Origin of the sequence: Actinomycetospora chiangmaiensis DSM 45062, assembly GCF_000379625.1 — a bacterium.
GTDB lineage: Bacteria > Actinomycetota > Actinomycetes > Mycobacteriales > Pseudonocardiaceae > Actinomycetospora > Actinomycetospora chiangmaiensis.
The window spans coordinates 331,385-354,911 of record NZ_KB903217.1 but is presented as its reverse complement, the minus strand read 5'-3'; the positions used below and the strand labels follow the sequence as shown (position 1 = coordinate 354,911).

Genomic DNA, 23,527 nt, shown 5'->3' with positions numbered 1-23,527 from the left:
GCCGCGTGCCGCACACGGGGACCTGGCCGTGACCTACTCGTGACCGGACCGGTGACCGTGCGGGGTGCGGAACGGGCATCCGGGTGACATGGCTGACATCTCCGACCGCCCCGTCCGCCGCGAGAACCCGGTGACCGGCGCGGCGCGCGGCCTGCTCGGTCTCGTGGCCGGCATCGTCCGGTTCGTCACCGGGCTGTTCGCCGCGATCCTCGTCGTGCACGTCGTGCTGGAAATCCTCGGCGCGAACCCCGACAACGGTCTGACGCAGTTCGTGGCGAACGCGGCGGACTCGCTGACCCTGGGCCTGGCCAACCTGTTCGAGGTCGGCAACGCGACCGTGCAGCTCGTGCTCTCCTACGGCATCCCGGCGATCGCGTGGCTCGTCATCGGCGCGGTGATCGTCGCGATCCTGCGCGTGTTCGCACGCCCGCGCTCCGGGCTCGCCTGACCCTCGCCCGCCCCTCGCCCGCCCCTCGCCCGACCCACTGCCCGCGGCCCGGTGGGGCACCATGGATCCCGTGGGCAAGGTCGTCATGCGTTACCCGGGCTCGGTGCTCCAGGAGAGCTGGGACGCCGAGGTCCCCATCCGGGGCGACGGGAACGACCTCGCCGCGCTCGTCGGCGCGGGCGGAGTCTGCGTGCTGTCCGGGGCCGGGATGTCGACCGACTCGGGCATCCCGGACTACCGCGGCCCGTCCAGCGCCGCCCGCCGGCACACCCCGATGACCTACGAGGCGTTCGTCCACGATCCGGCCGCCCGCCACCGGTACTGGGCCCGCAGCCACGTCGGCTGGCCGCAGATCGCGCGCGCCCGCCCCAACCCCGCCCACGAGGCCGTCGCCGCGCTCCAGCGCTGCGGGCTCGTGCAGAGCGTGATCACCCAAAACGTCGACGGGCTGCACCAGGCCGGCGGCGCCCGCGACGTCGTGGAGCTGCACGGCGCGCTCGCCCGCGTGGTCTGCCTGGCCTGCCGCGCGGAGCTGGACCGGGCCGCGGTGCAGGCCGAGCTCGCCGTCCGGAACCCCGAGTTCGACGCGGCGGTCTCCGGGCTCCGCGAGACCCAGGTCAACCCGGACGGCGACGTGGAGCTCCCGCCGGAGCTCGAGGACGCCTTCACCATGATCGCCTGCCCGGTGTGCGGGGACGGCCCGCTGAAGCCGGACGTGGTGTTCTTCGGCGAGTCGGTGCCCCGCCCGCGGGTCGACCGGTGCTTCGACCTGGTGGCCCAGGCGCGGTCCCTGGTGATCCTCGGGTCGTCACTCGCCGTGATGTCCGGTCTCCGGTTCGCGCGGGCCGCCACCCGGTCGGGAACCCCGGTCGCGATCGTCACCGCCGGACCGAGCCGGGCGGACGACCTGGCGGCGCTGCGGCTCGCGTCACCTCTCGGTGAGGTCCTTCCGGCGCTGGTCAGGGCCCTGAGGGCCTGAATCGTTCAGCTTGATCGTGGAAGTGGTGGCTCGAACACCCGACGGCGGTTCCGTGTGCAACATCTGTCGTTAACGTCGAAGTACTCCGACGGGGCCACACGGCGATGTGTACCGGCCGCCTCCCTGCCCGCACGCCGGTGCACCAGGCCGTGACCCCGTTGCGTGACGACCTCTGGTCGTCGCTCGACACTGACCGGCGAACGAGGAGTGACACGACGCATGACGGCCGCACCGACCATCCCTGGGCTCGACAACCCGCCGCTGCAGCGCCGCGAGGTGCTGGAGTGGGTGGCCGAGGTCGCCGAGCTCACCACGCCCGACCGGGTGGTGTGGTGCGACGGTTCGCCGGAGGAGTGGACTCGCCTCACCGACGAGCTCGTGGACGCCGGCACCTTCACCCGGCTCGACCCGGAGAAGAAGCCGAACTCGTTCCACGCCGCGTCCGACCCCGATGACGTCGCGCGCGTCGAGGAGCGCACCTTCATCTGTTCGGTCGACCCCAAGGACGCCGGGGTCACGAACAACTGGATGGACCCGGCCGAGATGAAGGCCACCCTGACCGAGCTGTACCGCGGGTGCATGCGTGGTCGGACGATGTTCGTCATCCCGTTCTGCATGGGCCCGACGAACGCCGAGTCGCCGAAGCTGGGCGTCGAGATCTCCGACAGCCCCTACGTCGTCGTCTCGATGCACATCATGACGCGCATGGGCGCCGCGGTGCAGGCGCGCCTCGAGGAGCCGGGCTCGGAGTGGGTGCCGGCGCTGCACTCCCTCGGCGCGCCGCTCGAGCCGGGCCAGGCCGACGTGGCGTGGCCCTGCAACGAGACGAAGTACATCAGCCACTTCCCGGAGACCCGGGAGATCTGGAGCTTCGGCTCCGGCTACGGCGGCAACGCCCTGCTGGGCAAGAAGTGCTACGCGCTGCGCATCGCCTCGGTGATGGCGCGCGACGAGGGCTGGCTCGCCGAGCACATGCTGATCCTCAAGCTGATCAGCCCCGAGGACAAGGCGTACTACGTCGCCGCCGCCTTCCCGTCGGCCTGTGGCAAGACGAACCTCGCGATGCTCCAGCCCACCGTCCCGGGCTGGCGCGCCGAGACCGTCGGCGACGACATCGCCTGGATGCGCTTCGGCGAGGACGGCCGGCTGTACGCGGTCAACCCCGAGTACGGCTTCTTCGGCGTCGCGCCGGGCACGAACTGGAACACCAACCCGAACGCGATGCGGACCATCGAGCACGGGAACGCGCTGTTCACCAACGTCGCGCTGACCGACGACGGCGACATCTGGTGGGAGGGCCTGGAGGGCGACCCCCAGCACCTGACCTCGTGGACCGGCGACGAGTGGACGCCGGGCTCGGCGAAGCCCGCCGCGCACCCGAACTCGCGCTACACCGTGCCGATCTCGCAGTGCCCCGTCGTCGCGGACGAGTGGGAGGACCCACAGGGCGTGCCGATCTCGGCCATCCTGTTCGGCGGCCGCCGCAAGACCACGATCCCGCTGGTCACCGAGTCCTTCGACTGGCAGCACGGCACCTTCATGGGCGCCACGATGTCGAGCGAGATGACCGCCGCGGCCAAGGGCGGCAAGGGCCAGGTCCGCCGCGACCCGATGGCCATGCTGCCGTTCCTCGGCTACAACGTCGGCGACTACTTCCAGCACTGGGTGAACGTGGGCAAGAGCGCCGACGTCACCAAGCTGCCGTCGATCTTCTACGTCAACTGGTTCCGCCGGGGCGAGGACAACCGCTTCCTGTGGCCCGGATTCGGCGAGAACAGCCGCGTCCTGAAGTGGATCATCGAGCGGCTCGAGGGCAAGGCCGCCGCCACCGAGACGGCGATCGGCCACGTCCCGTCCGCCGACCAGCTCGACCTCGAGGGGCTCTCCGAGCCGCGCGAGGACATCGAGGCCTCGCTGCGCGTGGACCTCGACGAGTGGCGCGAGGAGCTGCCCCTCATCGAGGAGTGGTTCGACAAGATCGGTGACTCGCTGCCCACCTCGATGCGCGACGAGCTCGAGGCGCTCAAGCAGCGGCTGTCCGCCTAATCCGACGCACGTGAGGGGAACCCTCGGGCGCTCGTGTGGCCCGAGGGTTCCCCTCACGCATGTCCGGGGGGTCTTCCCGACGCCGGGTCGCGCGGCTGCGGCACGATGGATCACGTGCTCGAGTACCTGCGCGGCATCGGCGAGAGCGTCGGTCCCTGGCTCTACGTGATCGCGGGCGGCCTCGCGTTCGCCGAGGCCGCCGTCATGGTGGGCGTGGTGCTCCCGGGCGAGACCGCCCTGCTGGTGGCCGGGTTCGCCGCCCACGAGGGGATCATCGGCCTGGTCCCGATGATCGTCGTCGCGATCCTGTGCGCGATCGCCGGCGACTCGGTGGGCTACGAGGTCGGTCGGCTCGTCGGGCCCCGGCTGCAGGCCTCCCGGGCGGGTCGGTTCGTCGGCGAGCACCGCTGGCAGGCCACCGAGGACTTCCTGCACCGCCACGGCGGCAAGGCCGTGCTGCTCGGGCGCGGTACCGCCCTGCTGCGCGCGCTCGTCCCCGGCATGGCCGGGATGGCCCGCATGCCCTACCTGCGGACGTTCCTGCCGTGGAACGCCGTCGGCGGGATCCTCTGGGGCGGCGGCTGCGTGCTGCTCGGCTACGTCTTCGCCCTCTCCCTGCAGACCGTGGCGCGCTACCTCGCCTGGGGCCCGGTCCCCGTCGTCGTGATCGTCGCTGCGGTTCTCATCTGGCGCGAGTCCCGACGTCGGAAGCGGAACCGGACATCGGGGTCGGAAGAGGTCGCGCGGTAGGAGACCTCTGGTGCGTACCTGTACACGCGCCTAACATCCGCGCGTCCACCGAACGAGTACGCCCCCGACAGGACCGCCGATGTCGTCATCCGTCGCCGACCCGGAGACACCCGAGCCCGCCCCCGCGAGGCCCGCGTTCCGCTTCCGGGCCTGGAACCTGCTCCTGCTCGTCCCGCTCATCAGCCTGATCACGCCGCTGTTCAACGCGACGGAGCCGACCCTGCTCGGGTTGCCGTTCTTCTACTGGTTCCAGATCGCGGTGATCCCGATCGGCATCATCTGCACGCTCGCGGTCCACCTCGTGACCCGGCACGACGACGAGGAGGGGGACCGGTGACGAGCGCGCAGGTCATCCAGCTGGTCGTCTTCCTGCTGCTGTTCGTCGCCGTCGCGGTCATGGGATTCATGGCGAGCCGCTGGCGGCGCGCCGACGACCTCGAGCACCTCGACGAGTGGGGGCTCGGCGGGCGTCGCTTCGGGTCCTGGGTCACCTGGTTCCTGCTCGGTGGCGACCTCTACACCGCCTACACGTTCGTCGCGATCCCGGCGCTGCTGTTCTCCTCGGGCGCGCTGGGCTTCTACGCGGTGCCGTACACGATCATCGCGTTCCCGCTGGTGATGCTGCCGCTGCTGCGGCTGTGGTCGGTCTCCCGGGTGCACGGCTACGTCACCCCCGCCGACTTCGTCCGCGGCCGCTACGACTCGCCGCTGCTGGCGCTCGCGATCGCGATCACCGGCATCGTCGCGACGATGCCCTACATCGCCCTGCAGCTCGCCGGGCTCGAGGCCGTGCTGCGCACGATCGGGCTCAACGGGTCCGGGTTCTGGGGCCACGCCCCGCTGTTCGTCGCGTTCGTGGTGCTCGCGGCCTACACCTACCAGTCCGGGCTCCGGGCGCCGGCGCTGATCGCGGTGGTCAAGGACGTCCTGATCTACATCGTCATCCTCGTCGCGATCATCTACCTGCCGCTGAAGCTCGGCGGGTTCGGCGCGATCTTCCAGGCCGGGGCGACGAAGCTCGCCCAGCCCTCGCCGACGACGGGGCAGCCGGCCGGGTCGACGCTGCTGACCGCGAACAACCAGCTGCAGTACGCGACGCTGGCCCTCGGGTCGGCGCTGGCGCTGTTCCTCTACCCGCACTCGGTGACCGGCGTCCTGTCGTCGTCGAGCCGGTCGACGATCCGCCGGAACATGACCGCGCTGCCGGCCTACTCGTTCCTGCTGGCCCTGCTCGCCCTGCTCGGCTACGTGGCCATCGCGGCCGGCACCAAGCCGATCGTCAACGGCTCCACGGGCCGGCCGGACTCGAACACGATCGTCCCGGCGCTGTTCGCGGGCCAGTTCCCGGCGTGGTTCGCGGGCGTCGCCTTCGCCGCCATCGGCGTCGGCGCGCTCGTCCCGGCCGCGATCATGTCGATCGCCGCGGCCAACCTGTGGACGCGCAACATCTACAAGGAGTTCCTGCGCCGCGACGCGACGCCGCGCGACGAGGCCCGTCAGGCCAAGCTCGCGTCGCTGGTGGTCAAGGTGGGCGCCGTGCTGTTCATCGTGGTGGTCGACCCGCAGTTCTCGGTCGACCTGCAGCTCATCGGCGGCGTGATCATCCTGCAGACGCTGCCCGCGGTGGCGATCGCGCTCTACACCCGCTGGTTCCACCGGTGGGCCCTGCTCGCCGGGTGGGCCGTCGGCCTGATCTGGGGGATGATCATGCTCAACGGCATCCCCAACCCGGCGAACGGCAAGCAGCACTTCGGCGGGTCGGCGCTCGCGCTGGGCAAGCTGAACCTGTTCGGCTGGGCCCCGTTCGACGGTTCCAAGGTGCAGATCTACGTCGGGGCCGTGGCGCTGATCGGCAATCTCGTGGTGGCCGTCGTAATGACGCTGGCCCTGCGCGCCGCCGGGACGCGCGAGGGCGCCGACCACACCCGCGGCGAGGACTACCACGCCACCCGGGTGCCGGAGGGCACGGCGCCGGAGCAGGTGGTCTCCACCGGGTGAGCACGTTCCGTGGCAGGAGCCACGGAGAATGCTCACGGGGCGGAGCCACCCTACGATTCCGCGCCATGACCGAGCGGCCGTTCCTCCCTGCGTACGGGCACGGCACGCTCGCCGAGGTCATGCCCTCGATGGCGGCGGCGCTGGGGGTGCCGGGCTTCACCGACACCCTCGGCGTCGCCCGCCACCCCGACGACGTCAGCGCCGCCGCGGTGCTCCTCGTGGACGGGCTGGGCGCCGACCTCCTCGCCGCCCACCCGCACGACGCCCCGGCGCTGCACGACCTCGCGCGAGGCACGTCCTCCCGGGGGCTGACCGCCTGCTTCCCGGCCACGACGGCCGTCAGCATCACCTCGCTCGGCACCGGGCTCCCGCCGGGCGCCCACGGCATCGAGGGCTACTCGATGGCCGTGCCGCCGCTGGCCGAGCCGGACGCCGCACCGGACGTCGTCCTGAACACCCTGCGCTGGTGCGCGCACGGCGCGACCGACCCGGTCGACCTGATCGCCGACCTCCCGCCCGAGCAGGTGCAACCGCTGCCCACCGTGCTGCAGCGGGCGCTGCGGGCCGGGGTCGCCGTGACCCAGGTGGCCCCGGAGGTCCAGCGCCGCTCCGGCCTGACCCGCGCCGCCCTGCGGGGTGGGCGCTTCCACGGCGTGTCCGCCCTGGGCGACCTCGCCGCCGAGGTCCTGCACGGGCTCGCCGTCGAGGCCGACGAGCGCGCGTTCGTCTACGCCTACCACGGCGACCTGGACACGATCGGCCACAAGCACGGCCCCGGGTCGCTGCCGTGGCGGATGCAGCTGCAGGTGATCGACCGGCTCGTCGCGGCGATCGCGGAGTGTCTCCGGCCGGGCGCGGTGCTCCTCGTCGTGGCCGACCACGGGATGGTCGCCACCGACCGGGGGTGGCAGGTCGACCTCGACCACACCCCCACCCTGCTCAGCGGCGTGCGCCGCCTGGCCGGGGAGACCCGGGTCCGGCACGTCCACGCCCGGGTCGGCGCCGCCGACGACGTCCTCGCCGCGTGGCGGACGGAGCTCGCCGACGCCGCCTGGGTGGTCTCGCGCGAGGAGGCCGTCGACGGCGGCTGGTTCGGCCCGACCGTCACCGACACCGCCCGCGGCCGGATCGGTGACGTGGTCGCCGCGGCCCGGGGGAACTGGACGCTGGTGCGCTCCCGCAACGAGCCCCGCGAGACCGCGCTCGTCGGGCACCACGGGTCGCTGACCTCCGCCGAGCAACGCGTGCCGCTCCTGCTCGCCCGGGGGTGAGCCGTTCCGCCGATCGGTATCCATCCGGCATGGGCGGTCGCGGGTCGGCCCCGCGCCCCATACGCTGCCTTCACCGGTGGGGAAGGGGTCGCTGCGTGGACCGACACAGGGACGGGGACGCCGTGGCGGGCAGCCACGACGACGAGGGGCGCGACTCGGCCCTCGTGCGCTTCCGCGCCACGATCGCGCACCACCCGCTGCTCGTCGGCGGCCCGCTGATCGTGGTGGCGATCGTGGCGGGCTTCTCCGACCTGCGCGACGCGAGCCTCGTGTCCCTCGGCGCGGTGCTGGTGTTCATCGTCGTGCAGCTGTTCACGCTCGCCCACGACGACCGGCTCTGCCTGCGGTGCATCGCCGAGAGCCCGGCGGACCCGGCCCAGGTCGTCGAGCGCCGGCGACGCTGGCTGCGCCTCTTCCACTCCGCCACCACCACGGCCGGCATCGTCATGCTCATCGTCACGGCCGCCGTGGGCGTGGTGGCCGGGCTGCTGATCCGGCCCGGCTGGGGCGACCTCGTGCTGCTGCTGCCGCTGGGCACGATGGCCCTGACCGTGCTGCACCGCCGCGTCGAGCCCTGGTGCCCCTACTGCGGATGGGGGCGCGACGACGACGGCGAGGAGACCCCGGATCCGACGCCCGACCCCGACACGGCGGCGCCGCTCTCGCGGACCTGAGCGGGTGGTCCGGTGAGCGAACCCCCCACGGAGGTCTCCGAGCTCGCCGGCCGGGTGTTCGACATGGCCCGGCACGGCGACGCCGACACGCTGGCCGCCTACGTCGACGCCGGGGTTCCGGTCAACCTCACGAACGACGCCGGCGACACGCTGCTCATGCTCGCCGCCTACCACGGGCACGCGCCCGCGGTCCGCGCACTGACCGCCCGCGGCGCCGACGTGGACCGCGTGAACGACCGCGGCCAGGCCCCGCTGGCAGGTGCGGTGTTCAAGGGCGAGGACGACGTCGTGCGGGCGCTGGTCGACGCCGGGGCGGACCCGCTGAGCGGCCACCCGACCGCCGTCGACACCGCACGGATGTTCGGCCGCGAGGACCTGCTGACACTCCTGGTCCCGCCGATGTGATCCGCCGTCAACGTGCGCGCAACGTCGCCTTCGCAGCATCGACGGGCCAGCTGAACCCGATCGGAAGGTGGCCCCCGTGGCCCGCGTACCGCTGAACGATCCCGACGACCCCGGCCTCGACCCGCACGCGAAGGCACTGCTCGAGGCCGTGCACGCCGCCCAGCCCGACGTCGGGCTGCTCAACGTGCACCGTGCCCTGTCGAACCACCCGGTGGCCATGGAGCAGTTCATGGCCCTCGCCACCACCGTGTACTTCGACAACTCGCTGCCGACGGCGAGGATGCGGGAGCTCCCGTACCTGACCAGCGCGATGGCGAACAACTGCTTCTATTGAACGCCGACCCACGTGGTGCTCGGTCGAGCATCGGGGTTGACCGACGAGGAGATGAGCCACCTCCTCGACGACCCGCTCCCGGAGGGCATGTTCTCGCCCCCCGAGGAGGCGATCATCGTGTTCGCGCGGACGTCCACCTGGATGCAGCCGATCAGCGATGACATCTACAAGAAGCTGTCGGAGCACTTCGACACGAAGCAGATCATGGAGATCTCCTTCACCGTGGGCCTGGATCAGCTGGTGAGCCGGTTCCACGCCACCGTCCGGACGGACCTCGACGGCATCACCTCGGAGGCGACCAACGCCTGCGCGGTGCGGATGCCGGACCTCCCGGAGGGCTGAGCGATCCCGACGCCGGGTCGGTGCCGGTCGGGAATCCCGGCCCACCGATCCGGCGTTGGACTCCCACATGGGCATCCCGATCTCGGTTCTCGACCTCTCCCCGGTCCCCTCCGGTGCGCCCGCCTCGCAGGCCCTGCACGACACCGTCGAGCTCGCCCGCACCGCGGAGGCCGCCGGATACCGCCGCTACTGGCTCGCCGAGCACCACGGCATCGCGAGCGTCGCGAGCTCCGCGCCCGAGGTGATGATCGCCGCCGTCGCGAGCGCCACCACCACCATCCGGGTCGGCTCCGGCGGGATCATGCTGCCGAACCACAGCCCGCTGAAGGTGGCCGAGACCTTCCGCGCGCTCGCGGGGCTCTACCCCGACCGCATCGATCTCGGCCTCGGCCGGGCGCTGGTACCGACCCCCGCACCGCGATCGCGCTGCGCCGCTCGCACGAGGCGCTGACCGCCGACGACTTCCCCGACCAGTTCGCCGAGCTCCGCGGCTACGTGGACGGCTTCGGGGCCGACCACCCCTTCGCCGGGATCGTCGCCGCCCCCGACGACGTGCCGCTGCCGCCGGTCTGGATCCTCGGGTCCAGCTACTACGGCGCCCAGGCCGCGGCGGCGTTCGGCACCGGGTACGCGTACGCGGGGCACTTCGGCGGCGCGGACGCCGGCGAGGCCACCCGCATCTACCGGTCGTCGTTCCGCCCGAGCACGGCCGCCGGCGCGCAGGAGCCGCACGTCATCCTCGGCGCGGCCGCGATCGCCCACCCCGACCCGGAGCGGGCCCGGGCCCTCGGCCGGGCGAACGCCCTCTCGATGGCCCGGCTGCGCACCGGCAACCCCGGCCCGCTGCCGAGCCCGGAGGAGGCGCTGGCCCACGACTGGTCCGCCGCCGAGGAGCACATCGCCCGCTCGATGGCCGGGAAGGTGTCGGTCGGCACCCCCGAGCAGGTCGCCGAGGACCTCGCGCGCAAGGCACGGGAGGCCGACGCCGACGAGCTGATGATCACGACGGCGATCCACGACCCGGCGGAGCGCCGGCAGTCCGTCCGCCTCGTGGCCGAGGCCCTGGGCGCCGTGTCGCTCGCGGCCGTCTGAGCGCTCTCCGCGACCTGACGAACGGGTCGTTCGTGGCCTCTATCGGCACGAACGACCCGTTCGTCAGGTCCGGGGACCTACAGCGCGGCGAGGATGTCCTCGACCCGCTTCTTCGCGTCCCCGAAGATCATCGACGTGTTCTCGCGGAAGAACAGCGGGTTCTGCACGCCCGCGTAGCCGACGGCCATGGAGCGCTTGAACACGACGACGTTCTTCGCCTCCCACACCCGCAGGACGGGCATGCCGGCGATCGGGCTGCCCGGGTCGTCCATCGCCGCGGGGTTCACCGTGTCGTTCGCGCCGATGACGAGGACGACCGAGGTGGAGGCGAGGTCGTCGTTGATCTCGTCCATCTCCAGGACGATGTCGTAGGGGACCTTGGCCTCGGCGAGGAGCACGTTCATGTGCCCCGGCAGGCGGCCCGCGACGGGGTGGATGCCGAAGCGGACCTCGACGCCCTTGTCCCGCAGCTTCCGCGTCAGGTCCGCCACCGGGTACTGCGCCTGCGCCACGGCCATGCCGTAGCCGGGGGTGATGACGACCGACGCCGCCTCGCGCAGCATCTCCGCGACCTCGTCGGCCTGGACCTCGCGGTGCTCGCCCTCGACGTCGGCGGCGGCGGTCCCGGACTCCACGCCGAACCCGCCGGCGATGACCGACAGGAACGAGCGGTTCATCGCCTGGCACATGACGTAGGACAGGTACGCACCGGAGGAGCCGACGAGCGCGCCGGTGACGATCAGCAGCGTGTTGTTGAGCAGGAAGCCCGACGCCGCCGCGGCCCAGCCCGAGTAGCTGTTGAGCATCGACACGACGACGGGCATGTCGCCGCCGCCGATCGACGCCACCAGGTGCCAGCCGAGCCCGAGGGCGACCGCGGTGATCGCGATCATCACGCCGAGCGAGGGTGCCAGGACGAAGGCGACCGTGAGCGCGGCGAAGGCGACGAGCGCCCCGAGGTTCAGCGCGTTCTTGCCCGGCAGGGCCAGCGGCCGCGACTTCATGCGCCCGGACAGCTTGCCGAAGGCGACGATCGAGCCGGTGAAGGTCACGGCGCCGATGAACACCCCGACGCCGACCTCCACCGAGTGGATGCCGAGCAGCTCCGGCGGCACCGTCGTCTGCGCGGCGCCGACGGCCTCCACCTCGAGGTAGCCGTTCCAGCCGACGAGCACGGCGGCGAGGCCGACGAAGCTGTGCAGCAGGGCGATGAGCTCGGGCATGCCGGTCATCTCGACGACGCGGGCCCGCCACAGGCCGACCCCACCGCCGATGACGAAGCCCGCGATCATGAGCGCGACCGCGCCGGCCTCGAGCGAGTTCGCCGCGAGGACGACGGTGGCGACCAGGGCCACCGTCATACCGGCGATGCCGTAGACGACGCCGTTGCGGGCGGTCTCGTGCTTCGACAGGCCGGCGAGGCTCATGACGGTGAGCAGCGCGGCGACGATGTAGGCGGCGGTGGCCGCCGTTTCGGGGCTCATGCGGCGGGGCCCTTCGTGAACATGGCGAGCATGCGGCGGGTCACCGCGAAGCCCCCGACGATGTTGATGCTGGCGAGCACGATCGCGACGAACGCGAGGACCGAGACGAGCGTCCCGTGCGCCCCGAACTGCACGAGCGCCCCGACGATCACGACGCCCGAGATGGCGTTGGTGACCGACATCAGCGGCGTGTGCAGCGCGTGGTGCACCTTGCCGATCACGTAGTAGCCGATGACGACGGCCAGCACGAACACGGTGAGGTTGGTGGCGAGCTCCGCCGGGGCGAACGCGGTGGCGACGAACAGCAGCGCGAGCCCGACGGCGATCGCGCCGTAGCCCCACGCCGCCGACCGGGGCCTGGCCGGCTCGACGGCGGGCGAGGGCACCTCGGGGGCGGGCGCGGGCGGGGGTGCGGCCGAGACCGACACCGGGGGCGGCGGCCACATGACGGCGCCGTCGTGGGCCACCGTCATGCCGCGCTGGACGACGTCGTCGAGGTCGAGGACGAGCTCGCCGTCGGACTCCGGCGTCAGCAGCTTGAGCAGGTTGACCAGGTTGGTGCCGTAGAGCTGGGAGGCCTGCGCGGGGAGGCGGGCGGCGAGGTCGGTGTCGCCGATGATCGTGACGCCGTTGGGGGTGACCACGACCTCGTCGGGCACCGAGCCCTCGACGTTGCCGCCCATCCCGGCCGCCATGTCGACGACGACCGAGCCCGGCCGCATCGCGGCGACGTCGGCCGCGGTGATCAGCCGCGGCGCGGCGCGCCCGGGGATGAGGGCGGTCGTGATGATGATGTCGACGTCGGCGGCCTGCTCGGAGTAGATCTCGGCGGCGCGCCGGTCGTAGGCCTCGGAGGTGGCCCGGGCGTAGCCGTCGGTGGAGCGCTCCTGCTCCACGTCCACCGTCAGGAAGTCCCCGCCGAGGGAGCTGACCTGCTCGGCGACCTCCGGGCGCGGGTCGGTGGCGCGCACGATGGCGCCCAGCGAGGAGGCCGCGCCGATGGCGGCGAGGCCGGCGACGCCCGCCCCGGCGACCAGGACCTTCGCCGGCGGCACCTTGCCGGCGGCGGTGACCTGACCGGTGAAGAACCGGCCGAAGTGGTTGGCGGCCTCGATCACCGCGCGGTAGCCCGCGATGTTCGCCATGGAGCTGAGCACGTCGAGGGACTGGGCGCGCGAGATGCGCGGCACCGCGTCGGTGGCCAGCACCGTGATGCCCCGGCCGGCGAGGTCGGCGACCAGCTCGGCGTTCTGCGCGGGGGCGACGCGGCAGATCAGCGTCGCGCGTTCCTGCAGGCGGGCGAGGTCCGCCGGGGCCGGGGTGTTGAGGGCGAGGACGACGTCGGCCGACCACGGGTCGCCGATCTCCGCGCCGGCCGCGACGTAGGCGTCGTCGGGGAAGTCGGCCCGCACCCCCGCGCCCGGCTCGACCGTCACCGTCCAGCCGAGGTTCTGCAGCCCGATCACGGTGGCGGGGGTGGCCGCCACCCGGGTCTCGCGTTCCCGGGTCTCCCGGGGGACACCGATGCGCACGCTCGCGCCCCTTCTCGTGGGGCCCCGGTCCGGGGCCTGCTCCGACCGCCGGGTGCGCCGACGGCCGTGCGGCGGACACTAGACCGACGCTGTTGTCCAGCATGTGACCTGTCTCGCATCGAGGCAGGCTGAACGATCGAGATGACGACCGTCGCACCGATCACCGACGCCTCACACCGGCTTCCGGAGGCGTAGCGCCGACGTAACGGGCGCGAAACGCCCGGCCCGCAACGTGGAGCGTTGTGTCCCTCCCCGTGCTGACGCACTGCCCGTACTGCTCGCTGCAGTGCGGCATGACGCTCACGCCACGCCCGGAGAGCGACGGCGGGGGCTACGAGGTCGAGGGCGCGAACTTCCCGACGAACCGCGGCGGGCTCTGCGAGAAGGGGCTCAGCTCGGCCGAGCTGCTCGCCCACCCCGACCGGCTGACCACCCCGCTGGTGCGCGACCACCGCGACGAGCCGTTCCGCGAGGCCACGTGGGACGAGGCGCTCACGCGGGTGGTGGACGGGCTCACCGTCGCCCAGGAGCGCTACGGCCGCGACGCCGCCGGACTGTTCGGCGGCGGCGGGCTGACCAACGAGAAGGCCTACCAGGCGGGGAAGTTCGTGCGGGTCGCGTTGCGCAGCGCCGCGATCGACTACAACGGCCGGTTCTGCATGTCGAGCGCCGCCGCCGCGTCGAACAAGGCGTTCGGCATCGACCGCGGCCTGCCGTTCCCGCTGGCCGACGTCGCCCGGGCGGACACGGTGCTGCTCGTCGGCTCCAACCCCGCCGACACGATGCCGCCCGCGATGCGCTGGTTCGCCGCGGGCCGGGAGCGCGGGGCCCGGCACATCGTCGTCGACCCCCGGTACACCGCCACCGCCGCGGCCGCCGACGTCCACCTGCAGCCCGTGCCCGGCACCGACCTCGCGCTGGCCAACGGCCTGCTGCACCTCGCGATCAAGCTGCGGCTCGTCGACACCGCCTACGTCGCGGCCCGGACGACGGGCTGGGACGCGGTGAAGCGCGCCGCCCGGCAGTACTGGCCCGACCGGGTCGAGCGCATCACCGGGGTGCCGGTGCGGGTCATGGAGCGCACGGTGCGCCTGCTCGCGGAGTCGCGGGCCACGATGATCCTGTCCGCGCGCGGCGCCGAGCAGCACGCGAAGGGCTCGGACACCGCGCTCGCGTGGATCAACCTCGCCCTCGCCCTGGGCCTGCCGGGCCGGCCGTACTCGGGCTGGGCGACGGTCACCGGGCAGGGCAACGGGCAGGGCGGGCGGGAGCACGGCCAGAAGGCCGACCAGTTGCCCGGCTACCGGATGCTCGCCGACCCGGCCGCCCGCGCCCACGTGGCGGGTGTCTGGGGCGTCGACCCCGACGAGCTGCCGCAGCCCGGGCTCTCGGCCTACGAGATGCTCGACCGGCTCGGCACCGACGGCGGCGTGCGCGCGCTGATGATCATGGCGTCGAACGTCGTCGTCAGCGCCCCCCGCGCCGGACACGTGCGCGAGCGGCTGCGGTCGCTGGACTTCCTCGTGGTCTCCGACATGTTCCTCTCGGAGACCGCCGAGCTCGCCGACGTCGTCCTGCCCTGTGTCCAGTGGGCCGAGGAGGAGGGCACGATGACCAACCTCGAGGGCCGGGTCCTGCGGCGACGGCGTGCCGTGACGCCGCCGTCCGGGGTCCGTTCGGATCTCGAGGTCCTGAACGACCTCGCGGGACGTCTCGGCCGGGGCGAGCACTTCTCCGACGACCCGGAGACGGTGTTCGAGGAGCTGGGGCGGGCCTCGGCCGGCGGGAAGGCCGACTACGCCGGCATCACCTACGAGCGCATCGAGGCCGAGCGCGGTGTCTTCTGGCCGTGCCCCGATCCGGAGCACGAGGGCACCCCGCGTCTGTTCCGCGAGCGGTTCGCCACCCCGGACGGCCGGGCCCGCTTCCACGTGGTCCACCACCGGGCCGCCGCCGAGGACCCCGACGACGAGTACCCCTACCGCCTGACGACCGGGCGGTCCCGCTCCCACTACCAGTCCGGCACCCAGACCCGGCGGACGAAGGCCCTGCTCGACGCCGAGCCCGGCCCCGCCGTCGAGATCCACCCCGACCTGGCCGCCCACCTCGGGCTCGCCGACGGCGCCGACGTCCGCCTGCGGACCCGGCGTGGCACCGCGCGGATGCGCGTGCGGTTGTCCCGCGAGATCCGGACCGACACCGTCTTCGCCCCGTTCCACTGGGGCGACGAGCAGACCATCAACGCGCTGACCAACCCAGCGCTCGACCCGGCGTCGCGGATGCCGGAGTTCAAGGTCTGCGCCGTCGCCCTCGAAGCCACCACCGGAGAGGACCCCGGCACATGATGACGACGCCGCGCTTCCTGCAGGGCGCGTTCGCCTTCGAGGGGCAGGGCCTGGACAAACCGGCCCTCCTGCACCCCTCCCTGACCTACACGGTGCCCGAGGGGGTCACCGGCCAGGTGCTCTACGTCCGGGCCGGCAACTCCTCCGACGAGCTCGCGTCGGTGGTGCTGGCGTTCGACGGCGCTCCCGCGCGGTGGCTGCCGGTGGGCGCGAAGAGCGACATGCACGTCTCGCTGCGGGTGGTCGAGGACCTGCTCGCGGGCAGCACCGTGGAGATCCACTTCGCGGCCCCCGCCGGGGTGTCCGGCACGCTCGTCGTCGACTGCGGCCTGGTGGAGGTCTGATGACGGCTCTCGCGGAACCGGAGCAGCAGACCGACGGCGGGAGCCGCGCGAAGCTGGTCGTCGTCGGGAACGGGATGTCCGGGGCGCGCGCCCTCGAGGAGATCCTCGCGCGCGGCGGGTCGGAGCTGTTCGACATCACCGTCTTCGGCGACGAGCCCTACGGCAACTACAACCGCATCCTGCTCTCCGAGGTGCTGGCCAACGCCGCGGGCGAGGCGGTGGACAACGAGGACGCGGACGGGTTCGACGACGACGAGCTCTTCCTCAACCCCGTCGACTGGTACACCGACAACGGCATCACGCTGCACGCCGGGGTGCGCATCGTGCGGATCGACCGGCACGCGAAGGTCGTCATGGGCGACGACGGGTCGGTCACCGGGTACGACACCCTCGTCCTCGCCACCGGCAGCCGCTCGTTCTTCCCGCCGATGGACGGCATGTGGGCCTCGAAGACCGACCTGACGCCGGGTGTCTTCGGCTTCCGCTCGCTCGACGACGCCAACGGCATGCTCGAGCACGTCGCGGACGCCCGCACGGCCGTGGTGATCGGCGGCGGCCTGCTCGGGCTGGAGGCCGCGGCGGGGCTGCAGGCGCACGGGCTCGCCGTGCACGTCGTGCACCCGACCGAGGTGCTGATGAACCAGCAGCTCGAGGCCTCGGCGTCGAAGGTGCTGCGCTCGAAGCTCGAGGACATGGGCATGCACATGCACCTCGGGGTCAAGACCTCGGAGATCCTCGTGACCGACGGCGCCGTCTCCGGCGTGCGCTTCACCGACGGGTCCGACCTCGACTGCGACATGGTGGTCGTCACCGCGGGCATCCGGCCGAACATCGGCCTGGCGGTGCTCAGCGGCCTGGAGACGCAGCGGGCGATCGTGGTCGACGACCGGATGCGCTCGGTGGACGACGACGACATCTTCGTCGTCGGGGAGTGCGCCCAGCACCGCGGTGAGGTCTACGGCGTGGTCGGGCCGCTCTGGGAGCAGGCCGCCGTCCTCGCCGACGTCATCACCGGGGCCGACCCGGACGCGGCCTACCACGGCTCGCGGCTCACGACGAAGCTCAAGGTCGCCGGCGTCGACGTCGCCCAGATGGGCGTGAAGACCCCGGAGCGGGAGTCCGACGAGTTCGTGCAGTTCTCCGAGACCGGACGCGGCGTCTACCAGACGGTGATCATCCGCGACGGCACGCTGATCGGGGCGACCCTGGTCGGCGACGTCTCCAAGGTCGCCGCCCTGACCCAGGCCTTCGACTCGCGCTCGGCGCTGCCCGAGGAGCGGGTGAAGCTGCTGTTCGACCTCGGGTCCGCCGACGACTCGGCGTCCGCGGCCGACCTGCCCGACGACACCCAGATCTGCAACTGCAACGGCGTCTCGAAGGGCGACCTGGTCGGCTGCGTCCACGACGGCGCCGAGACCGTCTCGGCCTGCATGGACGCGACGCGCGCCGGCAAGGGGTGCGGGTCGTGCAAGGGCCTCGTCCGTGAGGTCGTCGAGGCCGCGCTGGGCGGCGCGGGCGCGGAGGACCCGGCCGACTCGTACTACGTGCCGGGCATCCCGCTGGACAAGCCCACGCTGATGCAGGAGATCCGGGCGCAGGAGCTGAAGAGCGTGTCCGCGGTGTTCGCGGCGCTCGCCCCGGAGGGCCGCGACGACGTCGCCTCCAAGATGGGGCTCACGGCGCTGCTGCGGATGATGTGGCCCGACGACTACGTCGACGAACGCGACGGCCGGTTCATCAACGACCGGGTGCACGCCAACATCCAGCGCGACGGGACGTTCTCGGTGGTCCCGCGGATGTCGGGCGGGGTGACCTCGCCGGACCAGCTGCGCCGCATCGCCGACGTCGCCGACAAGCACGACATCCCGATGGTCAAGCTCACCGGTGGCCAGCGGATCGACCTGCTCGGTGTGCCGAAGGAGAAGCTGCAGGAGGTCTGGGCCGACCTCGAGATGCCCTCGGGCTGGGCCTACGGCAAGAGCTTCCGGACGGTGAAGACCTGCGTCGGCACCGACTTCTGCCGGTTCGGGCTCGGCGACTCCACCCGGCTCGGGATCGACATCGAGGAGCGGTTCAAGGGCATCGAGGGCCCCGCGAAGATGAAGCTCGCGGTGTCCGGCTGCCCCCGCAACTGCGCGGAGTCGATGGTCAAGGACGTCGGGATCGTGGCCGTCGAGGGCGGTCAGTGGCAGATCTACGTGGGCGGCGCAGCCGGCGCGACGATCCGCAAGGGCGACATCCTCGCCACGGTCGACTCCCACGACGCGGCCGTGCAGCTCACCGGGCGGTTCCTGCAGTACTACCGCGAGCACGCCAACTGGCTCGAGCGCACGTACGACTTCGTCCCGCGCATGGGCCTGGACTACCTCATCGGCGTGATCGTCGACGACACCGAGGGCATCGCCGCCGAGCTCGACGAGCGCATGCAGGCGGCGGTCGACGCCTACGTCGACCCGTGGGCGGCCGACCAGGACGAGGCGACGCCGGGCCAGTTCCACGACGCGCTGCCCCTGATCCCGCTGCCGCAGGTCCCGGTGCGGTCCTCCGAGGGGGCCCCGGCGTGACGGCGTCGGACGAGGCCGTCTCGGTCCGGCTCGGGCCGGTGGACCAGATCCCCGTCGGGGAGGGCCGGGCCTTCCTCGTCGGGGACGAACCGGTGGCGGTCTTCCGTCCGCGGTCGGGCGGCCTGTACGCGCTGCGGGCGATCTGCCCGCACCGCGGCGGGCCGCTCGCGGACGGGCTGCTCGACGGCGAGGTGGTGATGTGCCCGCTGCACAACCACCGCTTCGAGCTGGCCTCCGGCTCGTGCGTCTCCGGCGGCGACGTGGACGACGTCGCCGCCTACTCCGCGGAGGACGACGACGGGGAACTCGTGGTGAGCCTGGTCGCGCCGTAGGGCAGGCTCACGGTCGTGCCCGATCAGCTGCTCCTCCAGGCCGCCGCGTTCGCCGACGCGGTGAGCGCGCCGGCCGCGGGCGACGACCTCGCCGCGCCCGTACCGACGTGCCCCGGCTGGACCGTCCGGGACCTGGCCCGCCATCTCGGCCAGGTGCACCGGCGGGTCGTCATGACGATCGGGAGCGGGGCGGAGCGCATGGTGCCGCGCGACGCCGAGATTCCCGATGGCGAGCCGCCGGCGTCCCGCGACGAGGTGGCGACCTGGCTGCTGCAGGGGGCGTCCGCCCTGGCGACGACGCTCGACGCCGGTGACCCGCAGCGCGAGGTCGGCGGCTTCGTCGGGCCGGTCACGGTCGCGTTCTGGGCGCGGCGCCAGCTGCACGAGACGCTGGTGCACCGGCTCGACGCCGAGCTCGCGGTGGGATTCGCGCCGCTCGCCGACGTGACCCCGGAGGTCGCCGTCGACGGCATCGCCGAGTGGTACGACCTGCTGGCCGCCTACCGGAGTGGCTCCCGACGGTTGCGCGGGGACGCCTCGATCCACCTGCACGTGACCGACGCCCCGGACGGCGAGTGGCTGGTCCGCCGGGGCGCCGACGGCGTGACGATCACCCGCGAGCACGTGAAGGCCGACGTCGCCGTGCGCGGGCGGGCCGTCGACCTCCTCGCCGCGGTCACCGGACGGCGCGGACTCGAGGGCGTCGAGGTGTTCGGCGACCCGGCCGTCGCGGAGGACTGGTTCCGGGTGTCGGCGCTGGGTTGACCACTCCGTGGCACCCCGACGGTCACGGGTCCTCCGGAGGTCAGAGCGTCAGACCCACCACCACGGCGGCCGCGCCGAGGCAGGCGGACCCCACCCCGAGGACCAGCGGACGACCCACCCCGTCGGCCCGGAACATCGCGAAGGCGCCGAGCCCGAGCGCGGCCACCCCGCACAGCGCGCCGAGGAGGCTGAACAGGGGCGTACTGCCGAGCGTGTCGGTCGGCATCACGCGGGGCAGCAGCCCCGACCTAGGTGCGAGGCCCAGGAGGACACCCACCGCCCCGACGACCGTCCCGACGAGACCGAGACGTCCCTCCGCCCGACGCTCCCAGGGCAGCGACTGCCGGGCGGCGGCGGGCGTGCGACTCCGGGCCGGGCCGACGCCGGTCGAGCCGTAGCTGCCGGTACCGAACGCGCCGGGTCGCACGGCGGTGCCGCGCTCGCGCACCGCCAACGGCCGCAGCGTGGGCGTCTCCGACACATCCACCGCACGCCGCTGCCGGGGCACGGCCGCCTCGCGGTCCCCGTCCCGACGACGGGTGGCGTCCAGCGCGGCCCGACGGACCGGGACGGTCACCGGCTCGTCCTCGGACCCCACCGCAGGCAGCGGACCCGACGGCTGTGGTGCGCTGCTGACGCCCGGTGTCCGCCGTGGGCCACCGCCGACATCCGGTGTCCGCCGTGGGCCACCGCTGACGTCCGGCGACCCCACCGCCGGCAGCGGGCCCGACGGCTGTGGCGCGCTGCTGACCCCCGGTGTCCGCCGTGGGCCACCGCTGACGTCCGGCGACCCACCCTGCGTCGGGACCGAACCGGAGGCCGGACCCGTCGTCGGGAAGGGCGGGGGAATCCGGCGGAAGCCCGAGGGGGGTGAGTCGACCGAGCCGCGCTGCTGCATCGGCACGGCGGCGAACTCGGTCGACGGCGCCTCGGGGGCACGGTGTCGGCCGCCCTCCCGGCGCGGCGGGGTGTACGACGCCGACCCGCCGGCCTCGCGACCGTAGCCCCGCCCTCCGGTGGCCCGGTGACGGGCCTGCTGCGAATCCTGCGCGTGCATCGACAACCACTCCCCCGAACAGACGTACACGCGCCGCCACGTGCGCGGTCCCCGCCACTCTGTCCCCACGAGCACCCGCGGCGTTACCGCTGCCACCCGCCCGGCCCATCAGGTGTGCCGGACCGGGGGACCCGCGCCCGGAAACGCCGACGACACCCTCCGTAAACTGGGAGCATGACGCAGTCCCCCCGGGTTCCCGAGAAGCCGACGCTCGACGGTCTCGAGGACACCTGGGCCGCCGTATGGGAGGAGCAGGGCACCTACGCGTTCGACCGGACGGCCCAGCGCGCGGACGTCTTCTCCGTCGACACGCCGCCGCCCACGGTCTCCGGGTCCCTGCACGTCGGGCACGTCTTCAGCTACACGCACACCGACGTCGTGGCGCGCTTCCAGCGCATGCGCGGCAAGTCCGTCTTCTACCCCATGGGGTGGGACGACAACGGCCTGCCGACCGAGCGCCGCGTGCAGAACTACTACGGCGTCCGGTGCGAGCCGAGCCTGCCCTACGACCCGGACTTCACCCCGCCGGAGAAGCCGGGCAAGCAGCAGATCGCGATCTCGCGGCGCAATTTCGTCGAGTTGTGCGAGACGCTGACCGCCGAGGACGAGAAGGCCTTCGAGGCGCTGTGGCGCCGCGGCGGACTGTCGGTCGACTGGTCGCACACCTACCAGACCATCGACGCCCGGGCCCGTGCGATCAGCCAGCGGGCGTTCCTGCGGAACCTCGCGCGCGGCGAGGCCTACGTCTCGATGGCGCCGACACTGTGGGACGTCACGTTCCGTACCGCGGTCGCCCAGGCCGAGCTGGAGGACCGGGAGCACACGGGTGCGTGGCACCGGATCGCCTACCACGGCGCGGACGCCCCGGTGTACATCGAGACGACCCGCCCGGAGCTGATCCCGGCCTGCGTCGCGCTCATCGCACACCCCGACGACGAGCGCTACCAGCCGCTGTTCGGCACCACGGTCCGCTCGCCGCTGTTCGACGTCGAGGTCCCGGTGCTCGCGCACCCCGCCGCCGAGATGGACCGTGGCGCCGGCATCGCGATGTGCTGCACCTTCGGTGACCTGACCGACGTCCAGTGGTGGCGCGAGCTCGATCTGCCCAACCGCACCGTCATCACCCGCGACGGCCGCCTGCTGCGCGAGACCCCGGAGTGGATCACCTCCGAGGCGGGCCGCGCGCGCTACGAGGAGATCGCGGGCGCCACCGTCTTCTCCGCCAAGGAGAAGATCGTGACGATGCTCGCCGAGAGCGGCGAGCTGGAGGGCGAGGTCCGTCCCGTCACGCGCCCGGTGAAGTTCTTCGAGAAGGGCGACAAGCCGCTCGAGATCGTCTCCTCGCGCCAGTGGTACATCCGCAACGGCGGGCGGGACGCGGAGCTGCGTCAGGCGATGCTGCGCCGCGGCGACGAGCTGGTCTGGCACCCCGACTACATGCGCCACCGCTACGCGGACTGGGTGCGCGGCCTCAACGGCGACTGGCTGGTCAGCCGCCAGCGCTTCTTCGGCGTGCCGATCCCGGTCTGGTACGCCCTCGACGCCGACGGCGAGGTCCTGCCCGAGCAGGTCCTCACGCCCGCCGACGACGTGCTGCCGATCGACCCGACCACCGACGTGCCGCCCGGCTACTCCGCCGAGCAGCGCGACCGGCCGGGGGGGTTCACCGGCGACCCCGACGTCCTCGACACGTGGGCGACCTCATCGCTGACCCCGCAGATCGCCGGGCGGTGGACCGTCGACGACGACCTGTTCGAGCGGGTCTTCCCGATGGACCTGCGCCCGCAGGGCCACGACATCATCCGGACCTGGCTGTTCTCGACGGTCGTGCGCAGCTCGCTGGAGTTCGGGGAGCTGCCCTGGGCGCACGCCGCCCTCTCGGGCTGGATCCTCGACCCGGACCGCAAGAAGATGTCGAAGTCCAAGGGCAACGTCGTCACCCCGATGGGGCTGCTCGAGGAGTTCGGCTCCGACGCGGTCCGCTACTGGGCCGCCGGCGGACGCCCCGGTGTCGACACCGCCTTCGACCGCGGCCAGATGAAGGTCGGCCGCCGGCTGGCCATGAAGCTGCTCAACGCCTCCAAGTTCATCCTCGGGGTGGGGGTCGGCACGGGCCTTCCCGACGTCGGGTCGGTGACGGCGCCGATCGACCGCGCGCTGCTCGCGCGGCTCGCGACGGTCGTGGAGCGGGCCACCGAGGCGCTGGAGCGGTTCGACTACGCGGTCGCCCTCGAGGTCACCGAGCAGTTCTTCTGGTTCTTCTGCGACGACTACCTCGAGCTGGTCAAGGCCCGGGCCTACGGCGAGTTCGACGAGGCGGGACGGGACTCCGCCCGCGCCGCGCTGGCCGTCGCGCTGCGGGTGCTGCAGCGGCTGTTCGCGCCGGTGCTGCCGTTCGTCGCCGAGGAGGTGTGGTCCTGGTGGCAGGAGGGCTCGGTGCACCGGTCCACCTGGCCGACCACCGACGAGCTCCCGGCCTCCGAGGGCGTCGACGAGGCGGTGCTCGACGTCGCCTCCGACGTCATCTCCGGCATCCGCAAGGGCAAGTCCGACCAGAAGCTCTCGATCCGCACCGAGGTCGAGTCGCTGTCGGTCTCGGGCCCCGAGAAGCAGCTGGACGCGCTGCGCGCCGTGCTGGGCGACGTGCAGGCGGCCGGACGGGTGCGCGACGTCGAGCTGGTGCCGTCCGAGGACGGCGACCTGGTGACCCGCGTGGGCGGGCCCGTGGAGGCGGTGCAGGCGTAGAGCGGTGCCGGGCCCCGTCC

At 72.8% G+C, this 23,527-nt stretch carries 20 protein-coding genes and 1 pseudogene; 18 read left to right on the top strand and 3 right to left on the bottom strand.

All coding sequences use genetic code 11. The annotated features are described in order from the left end of the window. Positions 1–88: 88 nt before the first annotated feature. The 12 genes and pseudogenes from A3CO_RS29560 (at position 89) to A3CO_RS39295 (ending at position 10,339) form a co-directional block, all read left to right on the top strand. Positions 89–448, top strand: coding sequence for a hypothetical protein (locus tag A3CO_RS29560; protein ID WP_018330514.1), 360 nt, complete (start codon positions 89–91; stop codon positions 446–448). An 85-nt stretch (positions 449–533) separates the two neighbouring features. Continuing rightward, the gene (locus A3CO_RS0101760; protein WP_084681545.1) at positions 534–1,427 is read left to right on the top strand and encodes an NAD-dependent protein deacetylase; all 894 of its coding nucleotides are present in this window, start codon (positions 534–536) and stop codon (positions 1,425–1,427) included. 219 nt (positions 1,428–1,646) lie between these two features. Next, complete coding sequence (locus A3CO_RS0101755; protein WP_018330512.1) at positions 1,647–3,473, top strand: phosphoenolpyruvate carboxykinase (GTP); 1,827 nt, start codon at positions 1,647–1,649, stop codon at positions 3,471–3,473. Positions 3,474–3,587: 114 nt separating this feature from the next. Continuing rightward, positions 3,588–4,223, top strand: a complete 636-nt coding sequence (locus A3CO_RS0101750; protein WP_018330511.1) for a DedA family protein — start codon at positions 3,588–3,590, stop codon at positions 4,221–4,223. A 79-nt stretch (positions 4,224–4,302) separates the two neighbouring features. Then, positions 4,303–4,560, top strand: a complete 258-nt coding sequence (locus A3CO_RS0101745) for a DUF3311 domain-containing protein (RefSeq protein WP_018330510.1) — start codon at positions 4,303–4,305, stop codon at positions 4,558–4,560. Next, a complete protein-coding gene (mctP, locus tag A3CO_RS0101740; protein WP_018330509.1) occupies positions 4,557–6,221 on the top strand; it encodes a monocarboxylate uptake permease MctP in 1,665 nt (554 codons plus the stop codon). The genes A3CO_RS0101745 and mctP overlap by 4 nt, the downstream gene beginning before the upstream one ends. A gap of 65 nt (positions 6,222–6,286) precedes the next feature. Beyond that, positions 6,287–7,492 carry an alkaline phosphatase family protein gene (locus tag A3CO_RS0101735; RefSeq protein ID WP_018330508.1) on the top strand — a complete coding sequence of 402 codons (1,206 nt, stop codon included), beginning with the start codon at positions 6,287–6,289 and terminating at the stop codon, positions 7,490–7,492. A 95-nt stretch (positions 7,493–7,587) separates the two neighbouring features. Then, on the top strand, positions 7,588–8,166 hold the full coding sequence (locus A3CO_RS0101730) for a hypothetical protein (RefSeq protein WP_157646927.1): 579 nt from the start codon (positions 7,588–7,590) through the stop codon (positions 8,164–8,166). A 12-nt stretch (positions 8,167–8,178) separates the two neighbouring features. Next, the gene (locus A3CO_RS0101725; protein ID WP_018330506.1) at positions 8,179–8,571 is read left to right on the top strand and encodes an ankyrin repeat domain-containing protein; all 393 of its coding nucleotides are present in this window, start codon (positions 8,179–8,181) and stop codon (positions 8,569–8,571) included. A gap of 76 nt (positions 8,572–8,647) precedes the next feature. Further along, on the top strand, positions 8,648–8,905 hold the full coding sequence (locus A3CO_RS0101720; protein ID WP_157646926.1) for a carboxymuconolactone decarboxylase family protein: 258 nt from the start codon (positions 8,648–8,650) through the stop codon (positions 8,903–8,905). Positions 8,906–8,941: 36 nt separating this feature from the next. After that, positions 8,942–9,247, top strand: a complete 306-nt coding sequence (locus A3CO_RS0101715; RefSeq protein ID WP_018330504.1) for a carboxymuconolactone decarboxylase family protein — start codon at positions 8,942–8,944, stop codon at positions 9,245–9,247. Positions 9,248–9,314: 67 nt separating this feature from the next. After that, positions 9,315–10,339, top strand: a pseudogene (locus tag A3CO_RS39295) (LLM class flavin-dependent oxidoreductase). A gap of 77 nt (positions 10,340–10,416) precedes the next feature. Here the strand turns inward: A3CO_RS39295 and pntB are convergent. Together pntB and A3CO_RS0101700 are read right to left on the bottom strand one after the other, a co-directional pair. Then, positions 10,417–11,823 (bottom strand): Re/Si-specific NAD(P)(+) transhydrogenase subunit beta, encoded by a 1,407-nt coding sequence (gene pntB, locus A3CO_RS0101705; RefSeq protein ID WP_018330502.1) that lies wholly within the window; start codon positions 11,821–11,823, stop codon positions 10,417–10,419. After that, positions 11,820–13,355, bottom strand: a complete 1,536-nt coding sequence (locus A3CO_RS0101700; RefSeq protein WP_018330501.1) for a Re/Si-specific NAD(P)(+) transhydrogenase subunit alpha — start codon at positions 13,353–13,355, stop codon at positions 11,820–11,822. The genes pntB and A3CO_RS0101700 overlap by 4 nt, the downstream gene beginning before the upstream one ends. A 242-nt stretch (positions 13,356–13,597) precedes the next feature. Here A3CO_RS0101700 and A3CO_RS0101695 point away from each other — a divergent pair, with 242 nt between their 5' ends. The 5 genes from A3CO_RS0101695 to A3CO_RS0101675 are packed head-to-tail and all read left to right on the top strand — an operon-like array spanning position 13,598 to position 19,705. Then, the gene (locus A3CO_RS0101695) at positions 13,598–15,700 is read left to right on the top strand and encodes a molybdopterin oxidoreductase family protein (protein ID WP_026204187.1); all 2,103 of its coding nucleotides are present in this window, start codon (positions 13,598–13,600) and stop codon (positions 15,698–15,700) included. Beyond that, a complete protein-coding gene (locus tag A3CO_RS38890) occupies positions 15,697–16,044 on the top strand; it encodes a hypothetical protein (protein WP_026204186.1) in 348 nt (115 codons plus the stop codon). The genes A3CO_RS0101695 and A3CO_RS38890 overlap by 4 nt, the downstream gene beginning before the upstream one ends. Continuing rightward, positions 16,044–18,608 carry a nitrite reductase large subunit NirB gene (nirB, locus tag A3CO_RS0101685; RefSeq protein ID WP_018330500.1) on the top strand — a complete coding sequence of 855 codons (2,565 nt, stop codon included), beginning with the start codon at positions 16,044–16,046 and terminating at the stop codon, positions 18,606–18,608. Before A3CO_RS38890 ends, nirB begins: the two co-directional genes overlap by 1 nt. Beyond that, complete coding sequence (locus A3CO_RS0101680) at positions 18,605–18,940, top strand: Rieske (2Fe-2S) protein (RefSeq protein ID WP_018330499.1); 336 nt, start codon at positions 18,605–18,607, stop codon at positions 18,938–18,940. The genes nirB and A3CO_RS0101680 overlap by 4 nt, the downstream gene beginning before the upstream one ends. 15 nt (positions 18,941–18,955) lie before the next feature. Continuing rightward, positions 18,956–19,705: a maleylpyruvate isomerase family mycothiol-dependent enzyme gene (locus tag A3CO_RS0101675; protein ID WP_018330498.1), complete on the top strand. Its 750-nt coding sequence runs from the start codon at positions 18,956–18,958 to the stop codon at positions 19,703–19,705. Positions 19,706–19,745: 40 nt separating this feature from the next. Here the strand turns inward: A3CO_RS0101675 and A3CO_RS0101670 are convergent, their stop codons facing one another. Further along, entirely contained in the window at positions 19,746–20,282 is a 537-nt protein-coding gene (locus tag A3CO_RS0101670) for a hypothetical protein (RefSeq protein WP_157646924.1), read from the bottom strand. Positions 20,283–20,936: 654 nt separating this feature from the next. On the opposite strand from A3CO_RS0101670, the gene valS reads away from it, so the two are divergent. Continuing rightward, positions 20,937–23,507 (top strand): valine--tRNA ligase, encoded by a 2,571-nt coding sequence (gene valS / locus A3CO_RS0101665; protein WP_018330496.1) that lies wholly within the window; start codon positions 20,937–20,939, stop codon positions 23,505–23,507. Positions 23,508–23,527: the final 20 nt, after the last annotated feature.

Bases quoted from the DNA above. Each gene is read 5' to 3' on its own strand.
- A3CO_RS29560 (WP_018330514.1), top strand. From the start codon at position 89: ATGGCTGACATCTCCGACCGCCCCGTCCGCCGCGAGAACCCGGTGACC.
- A3CO_RS0101760 (WP_084681545.1), top strand. From the start codon at position 534: ATGCGTTACCCGGGCTCGGTGCTCCAGGAGAGCTGGGACGCCGAGGTC.
- A3CO_RS0101755 (WP_018330512.1), top strand. From the start codon at position 1,647: ATGACGGCCGCACCGACCATCCCTGGGCTCGACAACCCGCCGCTGCAG.
- A3CO_RS0101745 (WP_018330510.1), top strand. From the start codon at position 4,303: ATGTCGTCATCCGTCGCCGACCCGGAGACACCCGAGCCCGCCCCCGCG.
- A3CO_RS0101735 (WP_018330508.1), top strand. From the start codon at position 6,287: ATGACCGAGCGGCCGTTCCTCCCTGCGTACGGGCACGGCACGCTCGCC.
- pntB (WP_018330502.1), bottom strand. From the start codon at position 11,823: ATGAGCCCCGAAACGGCGGCCACCGCCGCCTACATCGTCGCCGCGCTG.
- A3CO_RS38890 (WP_026204186.1), top strand. From the start codon at position 15,697: ATGATGACGACGCCGCGCTTCCTGCAGGGCGCGTTCGCCTTCGAGGGG.
- nirB (WP_018330500.1), top strand. From the start codon at position 16,044: ATGACGGCTCTCGCGGAACCGGAGCAGCAGACCGACGGCGGGAGCCGC.
- valS (WP_018330496.1), top strand. From the start codon at position 20,937: ATGACGCAGTCCCCCCGGGTTCCCGAGAAGCCGACGCTCGACGGTCTC.